Annotated in this window: 17 protein-coding genes; 11 read left to right on the forward strand and 6 right to left on the reverse strand. The window is 66.7% G+C overall.

The annotated features are described in order from the left end of the window. Nucleotides 1-327 precede the first annotated feature (327 nt). Entirely contained in the window at nucleotides 328-1,584 is a 1,257-nt protein-coding gene (locus tag CHINAEXTREME_RS02050) for an RNA-guided endonuclease InsQ/TnpB family protein (RefSeq protein WP_010546467.1), read from the reverse strand. Nucleotides 1,585-1,763: 179 nt separating this feature from the next. Then, a complete protein-coding gene (gene deoC / locus CHINAEXTREME_RS02055; protein ID WP_007142168.1) occupies nucleotides 1,764-2,411 on the reverse strand; it encodes a deoxyribose-phosphate aldolase in 648 nt (215 codons plus the stop codon). Nucleotides 2,412-2,482: 71 nt separating this feature from the next. On the opposite strand from deoC, the gene CHINAEXTREME_RS02060 reads away from it, so the two are divergent. The 5 genes from CHINAEXTREME_RS02060 to CHINAEXTREME_RS02080 all read left to right on the forward strand — a co-directional run bounded on the left by CHINAEXTREME_RS02060 (nucleotide 2,483) and on the right by CHINAEXTREME_RS02080 (nucleotide 6,636). Beyond that, nucleotides 2,483-3,478: a ribose 1,5-bisphosphate isomerase gene (locus tag CHINAEXTREME_RS02060; protein WP_007142167.1), complete on the forward strand. Its 996-nt coding sequence runs from the start codon at nucleotides 2,483-2,485 to the stop codon at nucleotides 3,476-3,478. A 126-nt stretch (nucleotides 3,479-3,604) separates the two neighbouring features. Further along, nucleotides 3,605-4,426 (forward strand): DUF63 family protein, encoded by an 822-nt coding sequence (locus tag CHINAEXTREME_RS02065; RefSeq protein WP_007142166.1) that lies wholly within the window; start codon nucleotides 3,605-3,607, stop codon nucleotides 4,424-4,426. Nucleotides 4,427-4,463: 37 nt separating this feature from the next. Continuing rightward, on the forward strand, nucleotides 4,464-5,366 hold the full coding sequence (locus CHINAEXTREME_RS02070; RefSeq protein WP_007142165.1) for a carbohydrate kinase family protein: 903 nt from the start codon (nucleotides 4,464-4,466) through the stop codon (nucleotides 5,364-5,366). A gap of 112 nt (nucleotides 5,367-5,478) precedes the next feature. Then, nucleotides 5,479-5,784, forward strand: coding sequence for a HalOD1 output domain-containing protein (locus CHINAEXTREME_RS02075; protein WP_007142164.1), 306 nt, complete (start codon nucleotides 5,479-5,481; stop codon nucleotides 5,782-5,784). A gap of 123 nt (nucleotides 5,785-5,907) precedes the next feature. Then, nucleotides 5,908-6,636: a nucleoside phosphorylase gene (locus CHINAEXTREME_RS02080; protein ID WP_007142163.1), complete on the forward strand. Its 729-nt coding sequence runs from the start codon at nucleotides 5,908-5,910 to the stop codon at nucleotides 6,634-6,636. 46 nt (nucleotides 6,637-6,682) lie between these two features. On the opposite strand, the gene CHINAEXTREME_RS02085 is transcribed toward CHINAEXTREME_RS02080, so the two are convergent. The 3 genes from CHINAEXTREME_RS02085 to CHINAEXTREME_RS02095 form a co-directional block, all read right to left on the reverse strand. Then, entirely contained in the window at nucleotides 6,683-6,937 is a 255-nt protein-coding gene (locus tag CHINAEXTREME_RS02085; protein WP_007142162.1) for a hypothetical protein, read from the reverse strand. 86 nt (nucleotides 6,938-7,023) lie between these two features. Beyond that, nucleotides 7,024-8,211 carry a hypothetical protein gene (locus CHINAEXTREME_RS02090; RefSeq protein ID WP_007142161.1) on the reverse strand — a complete coding sequence of 396 codons (1,188 nt, stop codon included), beginning with the start codon at nucleotides 8,209-8,211 and terminating at the stop codon, nucleotides 7,024-7,026. A gap of 128 nt (nucleotides 8,212-8,339) precedes the next feature. After that, entirely contained in the window at nucleotides 8,340-9,203 is an 864-nt protein-coding gene (locus CHINAEXTREME_RS02095) for an HNH endonuclease (RefSeq protein ID WP_029601460.1), read from the reverse strand. A gap of 105 nt (nucleotides 9,204-9,308) precedes the next feature. Between CHINAEXTREME_RS02095 and CHINAEXTREME_RS02100 the strand changes: the two genes are divergently transcribed. Then, entirely contained in the window at nucleotides 9,309-10,034 is a 726-nt protein-coding gene (locus CHINAEXTREME_RS02100; protein WP_076738692.1) for a DUF1508 domain-containing protein, read from the forward strand. 60 nt (nucleotides 10,035-10,094) lie between these two features. Here the strand turns inward: CHINAEXTREME_RS02100 and CHINAEXTREME_RS02105 are convergent, their stop codons facing one another. Then, nucleotides 10,095-10,916 carry a DUF547 domain-containing protein gene (locus tag CHINAEXTREME_RS02105; RefSeq protein WP_007142158.1) on the reverse strand — a complete coding sequence of 274 codons (822 nt, stop codon included), beginning with the start codon at nucleotides 10,914-10,916 and terminating at the stop codon, nucleotides 10,095-10,097. Nucleotides 10,917-11,031: 115 nt separating this feature from the next. Between CHINAEXTREME_RS02105 and CHINAEXTREME_RS02110 the strand changes: the two genes are divergently transcribed. From CHINAEXTREME_RS02110 to CHINAEXTREME_RS02130, 5 genes are all read left to right on the forward strand, one after another. Then, on the forward strand, nucleotides 11,032-12,054 hold the full coding sequence (locus CHINAEXTREME_RS02110; RefSeq protein WP_007142157.1) for an AI-2E family transporter: 1,023 nt from the start codon (nucleotides 11,032-11,034) through the stop codon (nucleotides 12,052-12,054). A gap of 432 nt (nucleotides 12,055-12,486) precedes the next feature. Continuing rightward, nucleotides 12,487-13,617 carry a quinolinate synthase NadA gene (gene nadA / locus CHINAEXTREME_RS02115; RefSeq protein ID WP_007142156.1) on the forward strand — a complete coding sequence of 377 codons (1,131 nt, stop codon included), beginning with the start codon at nucleotides 12,487-12,489 and terminating at the stop codon, nucleotides 13,615-13,617. Between the two features lie 9 nt (nucleotides 13,618-13,626). Continuing rightward, complete coding sequence (locus CHINAEXTREME_RS02120) at nucleotides 13,627-15,204, forward strand: L-aspartate oxidase (protein ID WP_007142155.1); 1,578 nt, start codon at nucleotides 13,627-13,629, stop codon at nucleotides 15,202-15,204. Then, nucleotides 15,201-16,019, forward strand: coding sequence for a carboxylating nicotinate-nucleotide diphosphorylase (gene nadC, locus CHINAEXTREME_RS02125; RefSeq protein WP_007142154.1), 819 nt, complete (start codon nucleotides 15,201-15,203; stop codon nucleotides 16,017-16,019). Before CHINAEXTREME_RS02120 ends, nadC begins: the two co-directional genes overlap by 4 nt. Before the next feature lie 47 nt (nucleotides 16,020-16,066). Further along, nucleotides 16,067-16,996 (forward strand): DUF7351 domain-containing protein, encoded by a 930-nt coding sequence (locus tag CHINAEXTREME_RS02130; RefSeq protein ID WP_007142153.1) that lies wholly within the window; start codon nucleotides 16,067-16,069, stop codon nucleotides 16,994-16,996. The last annotated feature ends 70 nt before the right edge of the window (nucleotides 16,997-17,066 follow it).

Consider the following 17,066-nt stretch of genomic DNA (forward strand, 5'->3'; position numbering starts at 1 on the left):
GTTCCTTATGCGCTAAAATCATCGATGTGAGAGCACTGTAGAGCGGAAACAGTGAAAGCGTGATCAGAAGGTCAGTTGTGGCGAATTCCGCGGCCAGAACTGTGACTATCAGTCCAACACCTACTGCAATGGTGTATCGGAGGGCAGGGCGCATACACTGAACTACAGCTACTGGAAACAAGTACGATACGGAATCTATACTTACCGCGATTTTCACGACTCACTCCGATTGACATCCTCCTCCGCCTGAAGGCGGAGGAATCCCGAGTCAAGCGAATCGAAGATTCGCGTACATCGCAAATCTCCGATTTGCTCAGCGTTGGGATATTAGGGTTTGCAGACTCCCTGCTCTCTCGGTGTGAACCGTCCGCTCTCGCGGTCGAACAGGAAGACTCCGGGCTGTGCCAACCAGCCGTTACTCATATCCCCCGTTGGGGGACTCTGAGTTATCTTTCGTCGAATATTCACCGCACCGTTCACGTCTGCATTCATCGCCGTTCCACACGACTCACAGACGTACAACCCCCGCTCCACACGGTTACTCTCCTGAATCTGCCCACAGCACGAGCACGTCTTTGAGGTGTTCTCCTCGTCTACGCGATCAACGAGGATGCCGTGTTCCTCAGCCTTGTATTCGAGCAGATTCGTGAACCGGTCGAACTCCCAGCCGTGGAGTTTCTTGTTCCCCGACGCTCCCCAGTCCCGCGAGTCGCCGCTGTCGTCTTCGCGGATGTCGCTGAGGTCGCCGACCGCGATCCTCCCAACGTCTTCCTCAACACACCGTTGCACGAGGTGTTTTGAAAGGGTGTGGAGGAAGTGGTCTTTGCGCCGGGAGAGCTTCCTGCGGGCTTTCCGCGCACGCTTTGACGGCCCGTTCTCGCCTTCCGTCTGATACTCCTCACGGGAGAAGTAGTGCTTGTCCTCTTTCAGCACGTTCCCCGGATACAGCTCCTTCGAGCTGCCCTCGTAGTCGATGGCGAGATAGTTGCTGATCCCGAGGTCGATGCCCGCCGTCTTATCTCCGGGAGCATCTTCAACCGGAATCTCTTTCTTGCAGACGAGGTGGAGTTCCCAGCGGTCGCCGTTCCAGACGGCACGCACCTGCTGAATGTTCTCCACTTCTACGTCGGGTCGAGTTTCGTACTCCGCGAGGATGAAGTCAGATCGTCCGTCTTTCAGGTTCCAACCTTTCGAGAGGCGAAGCTGGCCGTGCTTGTCGTCGTGCTTGATACCTTTCTGTTTCCACGTTACGGTGGAGCGCGGGTGTCGGTCGCCACGTTTCCGATAACCGGGTGGGTTGTTGCCGTCGTCGGAGTTGAACCAACCATTGAACGCCTCAGCAAGTTCTTCGAGAACTCGCTGACTTGACTGAGAATGCAGATCACTGTAGCGTTCGTGGCCTTTCAACTCCGATTTCAACTCGGCTTCGCCGGGAATCTCACCGTCTTCGTCCCACCGGTCTTGGATGTAGTAACGTCCGACGTTCCACAGTTTGGATGCTGCGAACCCACACTGGTCGAGATCGTCACGAACCTGACTGTGGTTCGTGATGCGTGCGACGTAGGTGCGGGTTGTCTCCAACATCGTACCGTGTCCATAATCAGTTATGAAATATAGAGTATTAAAATCTATGTTCGGCGTGGAATATCCAACTCTATCGGAGTTTATGGCGCGTAACACGGAGTGACGGCGCGTATCCACGGCCTGAAGGCTGTGGTATTGCGCCTGTTCAGCGTATAACGAAACCGCATTTCCAACTACTGTTACTCCTCGTCCAGCGCGGGCGCACCCTCGAGGATCGCGACCCCGCTCGAGGCCCCGATGCGTTCGGCGCCGGCGTCAATCATGGCCATCGCCTCGTCGTAGCTGCCGACGCCGCCGCTTGCCTTGACGGGGAGGTACTCGCTCATGAGTTCGACGTCCGGGACGGTCGCGCCGCCGTCGGCGAAGCCCGTGGCGGTCTTGACCATCGTGGCGTCCGCTTCCTCGGCGGCCTCGCAGGCCAGGTGTTTCTCCTCGTCGGTCAGCAGCGCAGTCTCGATAATGACCTTGACCGGGATCGGGACGGCGGCGACGAGTTCGGCGAGTTCGTCCCTGACGGCGTCGGTGTCGCCCGCCTTGAGGCGGCCGACGTTGATCACCACGTCGAGTTCGTCCGCGCCGGCCTTCCAGGCCGCGACCCCTTCGCGTCGCTTGATCTCCGGGGCGTGCTGGCCGTGAGGGAAGCCGATGACGGTTGCGAGCGTCACGTCGGGGGCGTAGTCGGCCGCCTCCTCGACCGCGTAGGGCGGGATACAGGCGTTCATCCCGTGTTCCGCGGCCTCGTCGAGGAGCGAGCGAACGTCCTCGAGGGTCGTTTCGGGACCGAGTACCGTGTGATCGATCAGGGGCGCGAGTTCGCTGCGGTCCATAGCGGACCGATTCGCCGGATCGTGAAAAAGCCGTCCGATCCCTTTTGGTTCGGGGGCACCAACCGCTCCCCATGAACGAGAACCACCCCTCCGACGGGACCGTAGACGTCGACGCCGCGGTCGTCGATACCGCGGACGACATCGCCGAGATGCGGATCCGCGGGGCCGCGACCATCGCGGACGCGGCCGCCGAGGCGCTCGCGATCCAAGCCGAGCGCAGCGACGCCGACTCTCCCGCGGCGTTCCAGCGACAGCTCCGGACCGCCGCGAAGACCCTCTACGAGACGCGGCCGACCGCAGTCAGTCTCCCGAACGCGCTCCGGTACGTCCTCCGGGGGATGGAGGGCGAAACCGTCGCCGACCTGCGGGAGACGACGACCGCCCGCGCCGAGGAGTTCCGTACCGACCTCGAGCAGGCCCAGGTGACACTCGGCGAGATCGGCGCGAACCGGCTCCGGGACGGCGACGTGGTGATGACCCACTGCCACTCGACGGACGCCCTGTCCTGTATCGAGGCCGCGCTCGAGGACGGGAAGGAGATCGAGGCGATCGTCAAGGAGACCCGGCCGCGAAAGCAGGGCCACATCACGGCCCGTCAACTCCGCGAGTGGGGCGTCCCGGTGACCCTGGTCGTCGACAACGCGGCGCGGCGCTACCTCGACGAGGCCGACCACGTGCTGGTGGGCGCGGACAGCATCGCTGCCGACGGGAGCGTCATCAACAAGATCGGCACGAGCGGCCTCGCGGTCAACGCCCGGGAACGGGGCGTGCCGGTGATGGTCGCGGCCCAGACGATCAAGCTCCACCCGGACACGATGACCGGCCAGACGGTCGAGATCGAAATGCGCGCCGAAGAGGAGGTGTTGCCCCCGGAGGAGCGCGCTGACATCGTCGCCGACGCGCCGAACGACGACGGACTCTCCGTCGAGAACCCGGCGTTCGACGTCACCCCGCCCCGACACGTCGATGCGATCGTCACCGAGCGCGGCCAGTTCCCGCCGGAGAGCATCGTCACGCTAATGCGGGAGTTGTTCGGCGAAACGACCGGCGAGCCCTGGGAAGTCTGAGCCGGTCGTTCGGGGCCTCGAACGTCTGACGCACGGCAGACGAACACTACATACGGACGCCCAACGGCCGGGTTCCCGGCGGGTTCGATCGGAAAGTGTTTGTGACTGGTACGTACCAGTACGCATATGGTGTTACCAGAGGGGTTCGTGCTCCCGCCGTGGTACTTCCTCGTGGCGATCCTGGTGGTCCTCGGCGGCGTGCTGGCGATGCTGTGGGCGCTCGAGCCGCCGGTAACCGACCGGACGGTGGTCGCGTTCGTTCCCTGGATGATGTTCGGGTCGGCCCTGCACGTGTTGCACCAACTGGGCGCCTATCCGGACAGCATCGCGGTGCTGTTTACCTCGCCCGGCGTCTACCTGGTGACGGCGATCGTCGGGGGCCTCGTGTGGATCCTCGGGATTTTCCTCGAGGCAGCGGGACTCCAGCGGTCGATCGAGCGATTCGTCGGCGTCACGGGGACCGGCTTCTTCGTCGTCTTCGCGATGTTCGCGCTCCAGTTGGGGTGGGCTGCCGGCACCTTCGAGCCGTTCTGGCCCGTCATCGCCGTCGTCCTCTCGGGGATCGTCACCGCGCTCGCGTGGCTCGCGCTCGGGATCTGGTTTACCGACGTCGCGGCGATCACCGGCATGACCGGCGTCGTCGTCGTCTTCGGGCACGTGCTGGACGGCGTCTCCACTGCGGTCGGCTACGACGTCCTCGGCGCGGGCGAGAACGTTCCCCTCTCGCAACTGCTGCTCGAGGCGGGCGAGGCGCTCCCGACCGCCGAGTACGTCGGCGGCGGGTGGGTGTTCGTCGTGGTGAAGGCCGCCCTCGCGCTGGCGATCCTGGGCCTGTTCACGGAGTACGTCGAGGAACGTCCCGGAGAGGCGCGGACGATCCTCGCGCTGGTCGCTGCCGTCGGTCTCGGCCCGGGCACCCACAACGTCTTGCTGTTCCTCGTCGCCTAGACTTTTCCCCGCGGGCACCGACGTTCTACCGTCTACTATGGTCAAGGTCCTTACTGCCGGTCACGTCAACTGGGACGTGACGCTCCGTATCGACGATTTTCCCCGCCCTGACGGCGAAGCTGCGATCCGCTCTCAGCGCCAGTCCGGCGGCGGCAGCGCCGCCAACGTCGCCGCCGCGCTCTCCGGTCTCGAGGTCGAGGCCGGTCTCATCGGCAGCGTCGGCGACGACGAAAACGGCGTCCTCGCCCGCCGCGACCTCGAAGACGCGGGCGTCTCCCTCGAGGGGGTGCGCGTGGTCGAGGACGCGGAGACGGCCGTCAAGTACCTGCTGGTCGACGACGACGGCGAGGTGGCGGTGCTTGGCAACGACGGCGTCAACGAGGCCGTCGGCCCGGACGACCTCGATCGCGACCGGATCCGGGCGGCCGACCACGTCCATCTGACCAGCCAGCGACCCGATACCGCAGCGGCGATCGCGACGACGGCGCGCGAAGGCGGCGCGACGGTCAGTTTCGATCCCGGCCGACGACTCGAGGACCGCAGGCGCGAGTACCGCGATGCGCTCGCGACAGCGGACGTCCTCTTCGCGAACGACCGGGAGATCGCCGCCCTGCTGGAGGACGAGTACGAGTACGTCGGCTCGGCGTTCGACGACCGGATCGTCGTCGTCAAATACGGCGGCGACGGGGCGAAGGTCCACACGCCCGAGGCGACTTACGAACACCCGGGGTTCGACGTCGACCCGGTCGACACGGCCGGCGCGGGCGACGCCTTCGCCGCCGGATTCCTGGCCGTCCTGCTCGAGGAGGACGGCCGAGGCGACGTCGAACGCGCGCTCGAGTACGCAAACGCCTGCGGCGCGATCACGGCGAGTCGGGAGGGAGCCCGTAGCGCACCGACTGCGGCGGAAGTGTCCGACTTCTTCGCGACCCGTTACTGAACGAGTCGCTTGCCGTGACCGTCGCCTTCTCAAGAAATGTCGTCTGACGGAAACTATATACCCGGTGACGTTGGGGTATCCAGTAGAAGTCACGGCGACGTGACGGAGAGACATGACGGAAGGAAGGATACGCGAGTCCGGCGGCCGACAGTACCGTCGGTGCGTCCGCTACGAGCGAACGGAGGGGGAACCGCCGAGCGTCGCGACGGCGACGGCGTTGGCACGCTTTCGCGACGAAGACGTAACCAGCACCAACACTCGGCTCTACGACTACGTCGATCCGGAGGCGCTCGACGCGCTGTTCCGGACCGACGACGACCTCGAGCGCGACCGGGCTGTGTCGCTCGTCTCGTTCGACGTGGACGGGGCGACCGTCCGCGTGTGGCCCGACCGGGTCGAGGTGTCGCCGCCGAACTGATGGTCCCGCGCTGACGAGCGATCGTGGGCCAGTCGATTCGTCACAGCGGTCGGTCTCGCCAGCCCGACCGCCCGCGGGTCCGCTCTCGAACCTTTTTTCTCGTCACCGGGGGAAAGCGACGGTATGGCAACGCAACCGCACCTGCTAGTCGAGGAGGGCGACCTGAACGACGTCGCGCTGATCCCGGGCGACCCCGGCCGCGTCGATCGAATCGCGGACCACTGCGACGAGAGCGAGACGATCGCCAGGAACCGCGAGTACAAGGTCGTCAACGCCACCTACGAGGGGCGGGAGCTGACGATCTGTTCGACAGGGATCGGCTGTCCCTCCGCGGCGATCGCCATCGAGGAGATGGCAAACGTCGGCGTCGAGACGTTCATCCGCGTCGGGACGACCGGCGCGCTCCAGTCGGAGATCGAGATCGGCGACATGATCGTCGCGACCGGCGCGGCGAAAAACGAGGGGACCACGAAACGGTACGAGTCCGTCGAGTTCCCCGCCGTCCCGGATTACGACGTGCTGTCGGCGTTGGTCGACTCTGCGGAAGCGAACGATGAAGACGTTCACGTCGGCCCGATCGCCTCCGACGACGCCTACTACGCCGAGACCGACGAACACGTCCACGACTGGGAGGACGCCGGCCTGCTCGCGGTCGAGATGGAGGCCGCGGCCGTCTTCTCGCTGGCCCGCCGCAAGGGGCTGCGCGCCGGCGCGATCTGTACCGTCGACGGCAACCTCGTCGAAGGCACCCAGAAGGGGACCGACACCGAGGACGACGAACTCCCCGAGAAAGCCAAGAACAACGTCGGCCGCGCGATCGATATCTCCCTCGAGGCAACAACCGACCTGTAACGGGGCCCCGTTTGGGACTGATTTCGGAGCCCCCGTCCGAGTTCACTCAGTTCCCTTCCCGTTCGGATCCGGTCCTCGTACCTTCCCCATCGAACGTCGAGCGGAGCCGCCACTCGCGGGGATCGGTCGCTAGCGAGTACGAGACCACCCCGGCGAAGACGACGAGGTAGTACGCCGTCACGGGCAACTCGAGCGCCCTGAACACGAGCGTCGCCACGATAATCCAGACGACGACGACCGCGACGTCGACGAGCAGATCGGCGACCCGCTCGTCGGAGGGTCGCAACCCTTGTCCGGCCATACCGGGACCAACGATGCCGACGCTAGTAAATGTCCGCGCCGGCGTAGGCCGGGTGAGCCGGACCGGGGCGGGGGCAGGGGTGACGATCAGAAGTGGAGGCCGTGCTTCTCGAGCAGGTGGTGGGCCGCCGTCCCCCAGGTGAAGTCGCCCCCGGGCCACCACGTCCGGGCGTTGTTGATCCCGCCGACGAGCACGTAGTCGTCGGGGTTCTCGGGATCGGCACGGAAATTGACCGAGCCGCTGTCCCCGTCAGTGAGGTCCTCCTCGTTGCCCCAGACGAGCTGTCCGGGTTTACAGATCTCGCCGGCATAACAGGTGACGGCGTTGACGCCCTGGACCTCGCCGACCGTGTGATCGGAGAAGGCCCCGATCTTCTCGAGCGTGGCTTCACGGGCCATCAGATCCGCTAGCCCGTCCCGCGTGAACTGGCCGATCACCGTCGAGGGTTCGGCCCGCTCGATCTCGGTCGCCGGCCGGAACTCGTCGACGGGGTCGATCTGGACGGTGTCGGCCGCGGGATAGCCGCGGACGACCTCACCGATCCGGTGGCGCTCGTCGTCCTCGTCGGACCGGAGCTCGAGCGGTTCGCCGCTGTGTTCCTCCTCCTTGGTTCCCTGCTCGCCGTAGACGTGGTTCGAGGTCGCGAAGTACCGCGACCCGTCCTCGGCGTCGAACAGCGCGGGCGTCAGGGTCCCCGAGGCCCGTTCGCTGTGACAGACGACGCCGCCGGGAACCCGTTCGGGGTCCAGGTCCTGCACCCGGTAGGCGTCCGATTCGTCGGCTTCCTGCTCCGGCGGCGGCGGAATCTCGTCGACGACGGTCAGGTCGATCGGGACGCTCGAGGTGACGTCCTCGATCTGCTCGAGGACCCCCTCGTCGGTGGCGTTGACCGAGACCGATGCCTCGGGCCGATCGTAGCTCCCGGGGACGACGAACGACGAGATGAGCGGGGAGAGCCCCAGATCGTGGATGGCGTCCTGGGCGTCGAACGCCAGTCGAAGGCTCTCCTGCCATGGGATCGGTACGTCCTTCGTGCGGGGCTCGAGGTCGGTCCCGTCGGCGTCGGGACTCGGGCGGGCGAGGGCGTAGGTGATCGAGCCGAGGTCTTCCGATGAAACGTAGTTCGCCGCGCCGACGCCCCAAACGAGCGTCGCGGCGACGCCGGTGTTGACCCCGGCACGGAGCAGCTGGCGGCGGTCGATTCTCGATCGCTCGGTGCTCGAGTCGTCGCCGGTCGACGCGTCCTCCGCGTCCGGTCGGTCATCGGTCGCCACGTCAGACAGAGTACGACGGGACGCCGTATATGCGTTCGAGTTGCGTATTCCGAACCCTCTGGGTTCGACGACGGTCTCGACGGCGAACCGATCCGGAGACGGTGAAAACGATCGTCGCGGGACGCGAGTCAGTTCCCGGGGTCGGACTCGACCGCGAGCCGTTCGGCGACGGCGGCCGCGCCCTCGGTTAGTTCCTCCGTGGTGTCCGACGCGTTCTGGAGCTCGGCGTTGATCTCGTCGTAGAGGCGGTCGAAGACCACCGCGCCGTCGGCCCCTCGCCACCGGCCGGCGTCGCAGGGCTCGAGGCCGCAGGTCGGACACTGACGGGGCTCTTCGGTATCCGAGTCGGGGACGTCGAACGGCTCGAGACACCCCTGACAGCGATCGAGGCCGACCGCGACCGCTTCGGCGAGTGCGATCAGGTCCCGCAGTTCCGACTGGAGCCGCGTCGCCGCGTCGGTGAGGCCCTCGAGCGGTTCCGCGAGCGGGGGTTCGTTGTCGGCACGGTCGCTGGCGACGTCGGCCTCGAGGTGCCCCGTCTCGACGGCCGAGAGGCGCTCGAGCCGGGACGGTACGGAGTCCATCGCGAGCAGCACCTCGCGGCGGGCCTGCACGTACTCGGCCGCCGGGTCGGAATCGGTCGACTCGGCATCGAGTTCGGCCGGCAGCGACGTCGCGAGCGACGCGAAGGAGGCGACGGCCGACACCGTCACGCCCTGTCGCTGGGTCGTCTCGCGGACGAGGTCGAAGAGGTCGTCGGCCTCGAGCCGGAGCGAGTCGGGCGTCGGCGTCCGCTCCAGCCCGGCGAAACAGGAGTTACAGACGGTGACGAGCGCGCTCTCGTGGACGGTTCCCTCGAGGGGAACGTCGCCGACGGGGTAAAGGCAAAGCCCGTCGGCGTCGTCGCTCGCGCCACAGCGCCTGCAGGTACGGTCGTCTCGATCGAACACGGCGGCTCGGTCGCCGCGTGGCTCCGGATCCGGGGAAGGCACGAGCGAGCGAAGACAGCGCGGCGACAAAAACGCACCGGCCCGCCGTCGGGCCGAACCCGACGGTAACCTCTACAGGCCGGCCCTCGTACATCCACCGGGATCACTGTGACCGATTCACGAACCGACGCCGACCGAACAGTCGAGCGTGCGATCGACCGAGCCGATCTCGCGCGGGCCTTCCGCTCGTTCGCGGGTGCACTCGAGGACGGCGTTCCCGTCCGGATCGCCGACGAAAAGGGGAGCGTCAGCGCGGCAGTGGGGCAGCGGGTCACCCTCGAAGCGGGCGTCGCCCGCGACGTCGAGGGAGTATCCGGCGAAGCCGACGGCGACAGCGACCCGTCGACAGCGGGGCTCACGATCGACCTCGAGTGGGACGATCCGGACGGCTCGAGCGTACGGGCGACGTCCCGGGAGGGCGAGGATAACGGCGAGGGAACCGACCCCAACGGCCGACCCACCGACGTCGTTCTGTCGCCGGAGCGACCGTCGGACGACGCCTCGGAGGATTCGGCAATGGCAACGATGCCGCCGGAGGGGGTCGTCCGCGACCGCGACGCGAGCGGCTGGACGGCCGACTCGACGGGTGGTGCCGACCGATCCGACCGTACCCCGCGGGCTGCCGGCGACGCGGCCGAGGACCAGCCGGACGAACCGACCGACGCCGGCGGGGGGAGGGAGTGGCGCTGGCGGTTGGTCCACTGGAACGGGAACATCGTCGCCGACAGCGGCGAGGGCTACGCCTCGCGGAGCAACGCCGAGCGGGCCGTCCGGAGCGTAAAACGGATCGCCCCGGCCGCGAACACGGTCCGGGTCGCCGACGACGCGGAATAAGGGATCGGCCGTACGGAACTCGGGAACGGCGACTCGAGGTGCGGTCCCGCGGTCCCGGACCTATCGGCGCAACTCGTGTAACTCGTCCCGGTCGACCTCGATGTCGAAATCCGGGGCGCGGGCCGACGCCTCACACTCGATCGACGGGGTCGCATCCCCCGGGATCGCGTTGTAACGCCGGAGGAATTCGACGATGCCCCGCTTGCCGCCGAAATCGCCGCGGTAGCGCCGGAAGAACCGGGGGATCGTCACCCTGTTGGCGTCGGGATCGTACTCGGCGTTTTCCTCCAAGAACCACTCGATCGCGATGTCCAAGTGCTCGTCGACGTCGTCCGGCGAGTAGATCGCGATCGGCGGGCTGTTCTCCGCGCCTCGACACAGCGCGAAGTGGATCCGCGGGTCGCACTGCTCGAGGCGAAACTCCCGCTCGAACGACGACGGGAACGGACGCGGGAGGTAACCGAGCCCCCACGGGTGTTTCGAACTGCGCAAGAGCCCGTGTTCGATGTCGTTGAGACTCAACCAGGCACCGGCGACCGGCACACGGTCCCGGCAGAAGAACTTCCATCGCTCGAGCAATCCGCCCTCGAGCACGTCGGGTTCCTCCTCGAGTCGGAGTTGTGCGTAGGCGTTGTAACAGTTGAGCCAGAACGAGAGTTTGCGTTCGCGTGTGGAGAGTTCTCGAGTCAGTCGAGAGCGCCCGAGGGTCGCGAGCCGCTCCCGGAGATGAGCGACGTCGCCCTCGTACCGGGCCTCGGCGGCGCCTCCCGGTCTGGTGTCGGCGCCCGTGGCCGTTCCGAGGCCGCCTTCGGGTTCGCCCTCCGTCTTGACCGCATAGAGCAGATCACCGGCCAGCGAGAGGGGATCGAGCTGGGTGGACATCCGTTTGTACGTTAGCGTACCACACTCTTGAAGGCGTGGGACGGTTGAATACGACAGTCTCTCCGTCGAACACGTCTGGCTCAGTTTTATCCGACAGAACGCCGTTACGAGGGGTGTGAACCTCAGCCGAGGCTATCTTATCGCGCTCGTCTTGGTCTTCGCGTATCTCTCCTGGCAACTGGTAACTCCCTTCCTCCAGTACGTCCTCGCGGCCATCCTGGTCGCGTTCATGCTGTCGCCGCTGCAGCGGCGCCTCGAACAGCGGATTTCGGACGCTGTCGCGGCGTTTGCCCTCGTTGTGTTCGCACTCGTGGTGCTCGTCGTTCCGTTCGTCGTCGTCGTCGCCGTCGTGGCGGGCGACGCGGCCGACATGTTCCAGCAGGTCGACCCGGAGAACCTCGGGACGAGCGAGATCGAGAGTCGCATCGAGGAGGAACTCGGCATCACGGTCGACATCGCCGGGACGGTGGCCGACTCCGCCGAGCAGATCGGGACGATCCTGGTCGAGCGGACCGCGGCGTGGTTCAGCGTGTTCACCCACGCCATGATCGGCATTGGACTGGCACTGTTCCTGATCTACTACCTGCTCAGGGACGGCGACCGTCTGCTCGTGTGGCTCCACGAACGGACGCCATTGCCGGACGACGTCCAGAGCGACCTCTACGACGAACTCGAGCGTGTGACGTGGGCGGTTCTGGCCGGCCACGTCCTGATCGCAGTCGTACAGGGTACGATCGCGGGGCTTGGCCTGTTCGCGACGGGAATCCCCAACGCCGCGTTCTGGACGTTCGTCATGATCGTGTTGTCGCTGATACCGCTGATCGGATCGTTCCTGGTCTGGGCCCCTGCCGTCGGCTACCTCCTGATTACCGGCGCACCAGTGCTGGCCGTTGGGCTGGCGGTCTACAGCACCATCATCGTCGGCGCTACGGACGACTACCTCCGCCCGATCGTCGTCGACCGGTACGCCAAGATCAGTCCGGCAGTCATCATCCTCGGCGTCCTCGGTGGGATCTACGCGTTCGGGATCATGGGTCTGTTCTTCGGGCCCGTCGTCGTCGGCGCGCTGATTGCCGTCCTCCGGGTCGTCGACGAGCACTACGACCGACTCGAGGGCAAAACCGGTACCGAGTACTGACCGTCGTCACCCTACGAGCCCGCTGACTGTTCAGCGTGTTAACTCACCCCACAATTTATAGCGGTGGACGGTGGACGGACGCACGTCGACGGGCGATAGCAAGTCCGTCGTCAGGGCGGCGCACCGCGTGCGAACCGAGCGCGACGAACCGGGTCACGCATCCCCAGGAACGAGCGCCAGACGGGGATCCGAGCCACCATACCGCGTGACCCGTCCTTGACTCCGAGATTTTTCCACGAGGGCAACTCGCCGACAACCGTCGGGTAATCGCCACGGACCGTTCTCCGCGGAGACAGGTCAGTGACGGCGAACAACCGACGATTCGTTTTCGAGCGTTGTATCCACGAGTGGTATCTCCCCGGTATGTCGTTTCGAAGGAAAAAATTATTCAATAGTCACGTGTGATGTGCGATCAATCACAGGTGCCGTGAAATGGTCAAGATGGAAACCGCGGAGCTAGAGACTGATCTCAGTTTGTTCAAATACGACAACCTCGAGCAGTTGCCGCCCCAGTACCGGGAGCTCGAGGAGTCCGAACGAACGGCACGCATCGAGGCGGCGCTCGAGGAACTCGGCGACGACGTCGTCGTCCTCGGGCACAATTACCAGCGGCGGGAGATCGTCGAGCACGCCGACTTCGTCGGCGACTCCTACCAGCTCTCGAAGGAGGCGGCCGAAGCCGACGCGGAGTACGTCGTCTTCGGCGGCGTGACGTTCATGGCCGAGAGCGCGGACATCATCACCGACGACCAGACGGTGATCCTCCCGTCGATGGAGGCGTCCTGCCCGATGGCGGGGATGGCCGAGGCCCTGCAGGTCGACAGCGCCTGGGCCGAGATCACGGCGGCCACGCCGGACGCCGACATTATCCCGATCACCTACATGAACTCCTACGCGGACCTGAAGGCCTTCTGTGCGAGCCAGGGCGGGCTCGTCTGTACCTCCTCGAACGCCCACAGGGCCTTCGAGTGGGCCTTCGAGCGCGGCGACAAGGTCCTGTTCCTGCCCGACAAGCACCTCGGTGAGAACACGGCCCACCGGCTCGAGATGGAGGACGAGATCGCCGAGTGGGACCCCTGGGATCCCGAAGGCAAGGATGCCGCCGAGGTCGCCGAAAGCGACATCATCCTCTGGGACGGCTACTGCCAGGTCCACGAGCGGTTCCGGGCCGACCACATCGATCGGGTTCGCGAAGCGAACCCCGGTGCAAACGTCGTCGTCCACCCCGAGTGTCGCCGCGAGGTCGTCGAGGCCGCGGACGTCGTCGGCTCGACGAGCACGATCTGTGAAACCGTCGAGAACGCCGACCCCGGCGAGACGTGGGCCATCGGCACCGAGATCCACCTCACGAACCACCTCCAGCGGTGGCATCCCGAGGTCGAGGTGCTCCCGCTCTGTGGCGAGGCCTGCATGGACTGCAACGCCATGCGCCAGATCGACCCCAACTACCTCGCGTGGGTCCTCGAGGAACTCGCCGAGGGCCGCGAACGCAACGTGATCGAGGTCGCACCGGAGGAGAAAGAACTCGCGGCGGTCGCGCTCGACCGAATGCTCGAGATCTAACTCGAACCGATGACCGACACCACCCACGAGACCGCGGACGTCCTCGTCGTCGGCAGCGGCATCGCCGGCTGTGCGGCCGCGCTTGCCGCCGCGCGCGAGGGCTCGGACGTACTGCTCCTGACCAAGGCCGAACGCCCCGACGACGCCAGCACCGACTGGGCACAGGGCGGCATCTCGACGACGCGCGGGGATCCCGAGAGCCTGAAGGAGGACGTCCTCGAGGCCAGCGACGGCACCGCCGACCCCGCGGCGGTCGACGTCCTCGTCGAGAACGCTGACGACGCCGTCGAGGACGTCCTCGTCGACACCCTCGAGATTCCGTTCGACGAAACCGACGACGGCGAGTTCGACTACACGCGGGAGGCGGCCCACTCCGAACATCGGATCCTCCACGTCGACGCCGCGACGGGGAGCCACATCCTGCGGCCGTTCCTGGCCCACGTGGACGACCACGACCGGATCGAGGTCCGACAGGACACCGCCGCCCTCGAGTTGATCGCCGACGAGGGTCGGGTCCACGGCGTCGTGACCGACGAGTCCGCGACGGGTCACCCGATCTACGCCGGGACGACTATCCTCGCAACCGGCGGGATCGGCGCGCTCTACGGGCGTTCGACGAACCCCGAGGGCGCGACCGGCGACGGGATCGCGATGGCCGCGCTCGCCGGCGCGACGGTCGACGACCTCGAGTACGTCCAGTTCCACCCGACGGCCTACGCGGGCAGCGAGGCGCAACGGGGCTCGAAACGGAGCGGCGAAGCCGCGGAGCGGGACACGTTCCTCCTCTCGGAAGCGCTGCGCGGCGAGGGCGCAGTATTGCTGAACGGGAACGGCGAGCGGTTCATGGAGGACTACCACCCCGACGCCGAACTCGCGCCCCGGGACGTCGTCGCCCGCGCCGTCGCGGCCGAGCGCGAGGCGACCGGCGAGGTCGTCCTCGACGTGAGCCCCCTCGAGTTCGAATCCGAGTACCCCGGGATCGCCGAGAAGTGCCGCGACCGCGGGATCGAGGGGTCGGAGATCCCCGTCGCCCCCTGCGAGCACTTCCTGTGTGGCGGAATCGACGTGGACGACCGCGGACGGACCTCGCTCGAGCGCCTGTACGCCGTCGGCGAGTGTGCCCGCACGGGCGTCCACGGCGCGAACCGGCTGGCGAGCACCAGCCTGCTCGAGGGGCTCGTCTGGGGCCTGCGGGCGGGCGAGGACGCGGCGGCCACGGACGCGACCCCCGAGCGGGTGGAGGCCCCCGAACTCCGCGACAGCGACCCGGACCTGCCCGAGCGCTTCGCCGCAGAGAAGTTCACCCGACTCCGGCGGACGATGGACGAGTACCTCGGCCTCGAGCGCGATCCCGACGAGGTCGCCCGCGCGAGCGCCGTCCTCCGGCGGCTCAAGGGCGAGGTCGACGCCTACGTCCGGACCCGGACGGCCCGAGACCTCTACGAACTGCGGAACGCAAGCGTCGTCGCGCTGTTGATCGCCCGGGCCGCGAGCGAGAACGAGGAGTCGACGGGGTGTCACTACGTCGTCGACGAGGCGGAGGAGGAAACGACCGACCCCGAACCGGCGACCGCCGATCGACCATGATCACCGACGCACAGGTCGAACGCTGGCTCCGCGAGGACGTGGGCCACCACGACGTGACGAACCAGGTCCCCGGCGAGACGACCGGCCGCCTCGTCGCCAAGGAAGCGGGCATCGCCGCCGGTCTCGAGGCTGCCGAAGCCGTCTTCGACTACCTCGGCGTCGACGTCGTCGACCGACTCGAGGAGGGAACGGCCGTCGATCCCGGCGACGTGGCGCTTCGCGTCGAGGGGCCGGCTCGCGAGGTGCTCCGGGGCGAACGCGTCGCCGTAAACCTCGCCGGCCACGCCTCGGGGATCGCCACCCAAACTCGTCGCGCCGTCGACGAAGCGCGAACCGAGTCCGACGACGTCCGGATCGCCGCCACCCGCAAGACGACACCCGGCCTGCGCGGCCTCGAGAAGCGGGCCGTCGTCGCGGGCGGGGGCGACACCCACCGGCTCGACCTCTCGCACATGGTGATGGTCAAGGACAACCACGTCGCCGAGCTGGGCCTCGAGGACGCCGTCGCGCACTTCCGCGAGCGCACGTCGTTCGCGACGAAGATCGAGGTCGAGGTCGAGACGGTCGAGGACGCGCCGCGAGCGGCCGAGGCCGGCGCCGATATCGTCCTGCTGGACAACATGGCCCCCGACGAAACCGCGGCGGCCGTCGATCGACTCGACGAGGCGAGTACCGACGCGCTGACCGAGGCCAGCGGCGGCATCGAACTCGAGGACGTGGCCGCGTACGCGGCGACCGGCGTCGACGTGGTCTCGATGGGGTCGCTGACCCACTCGGCACCGTCGCTGGATCTCTCCTTTCGGACCGGCGACTGACCCCGAACGCCGGGCGAATTATACCGGGCGTTTCCGTACGACCCTGCATGACCGCAGACGACGGAACGGAGGTCGTCGTCGAGCGGCTCACGCCAGAGGAGTCGTTCGAACGGTTGGCCCACGGGATCAGGCTCCGAACGATCCGCGTTCTCGACGAGGCGGGACCGCTCTCCCACGGCACCCTCCGAGAGCGCGTCGGCGTCGACGACCCCGGACAGTTCAACTACCACCTGCAGAAACTCGAGGGACAGTTCGTTCGCGACGGCGACGACGGCTACGACCTCACGCCGGCCGGCCGGCGCGTCGTCGGCGCCATCCTCTCGGGCGGATACACGAGCGACCTGACCGGCGAGACCGTCCCCGCCGACGCCGACTGCCTGCGGTGTGGTGGGCCCCTCGAGACCCACTTCGAGGACGGTGCGGTCTCCGTTTCCTGTCGGGATTGCGGGACGCGGTTCAACAGGGTCGACATCCCGCCCGGGGTACTCGAGACCCGCGACCTCGAGGACGTCCACGGGGTCGTAGATCGGTGGGTGAAACGCCGGCTCACCGCCGTCCAGTACGGGTTCTGTCACCGCTGTGACGGCCCCATCAGCCAGCGGGTGCTCCGCGCGGTCGACGACGACTGGGAGGGGGGCGTCCCCGACTGGCTCTCGTCGTTGCCGGTAGACGCCGTCCTTCGGCACCGCTGTGTCCGCTGTGACGTCGAACGTCACGCCCTCGTGGCGGCGGTCGCGGTCCTCGAACCGGCAGTCGTCGGGTTCCACCACGAACACGGGATCGACGTCCGCGAGACGCCGCTTCCCGACCTCGAGTGGCTCGAGATGGGCGTGACGAGCGTCGAATCGATCGACCCCCTGTTCGTCTCGGTTCCCGTGACGCTCGGGGACGAAACGCTCGTGGTGTCGTTCGACGCCGAGTTTTCGCTGGTCGACGAACGACGAACTCGAGCGGACGACCCCTCGGCGAACGGATAGAAATCCGTTTCTACTGTCGGAGTTACAGAAATATATTTCTACAAACACTTACTGGGCAGCCGGTCCGGTG

The sequence above is a fragment of the Halobiforma lacisalsi AJ5 genome, from assembly GCF_000226975.2.
GTDB classification, from domain to species: domain Archaea; phylum Halobacteriota; class Halobacteria; order Halobacteriales; family Natrialbaceae; genus Natronobacterium; species Natronobacterium lacisalsi.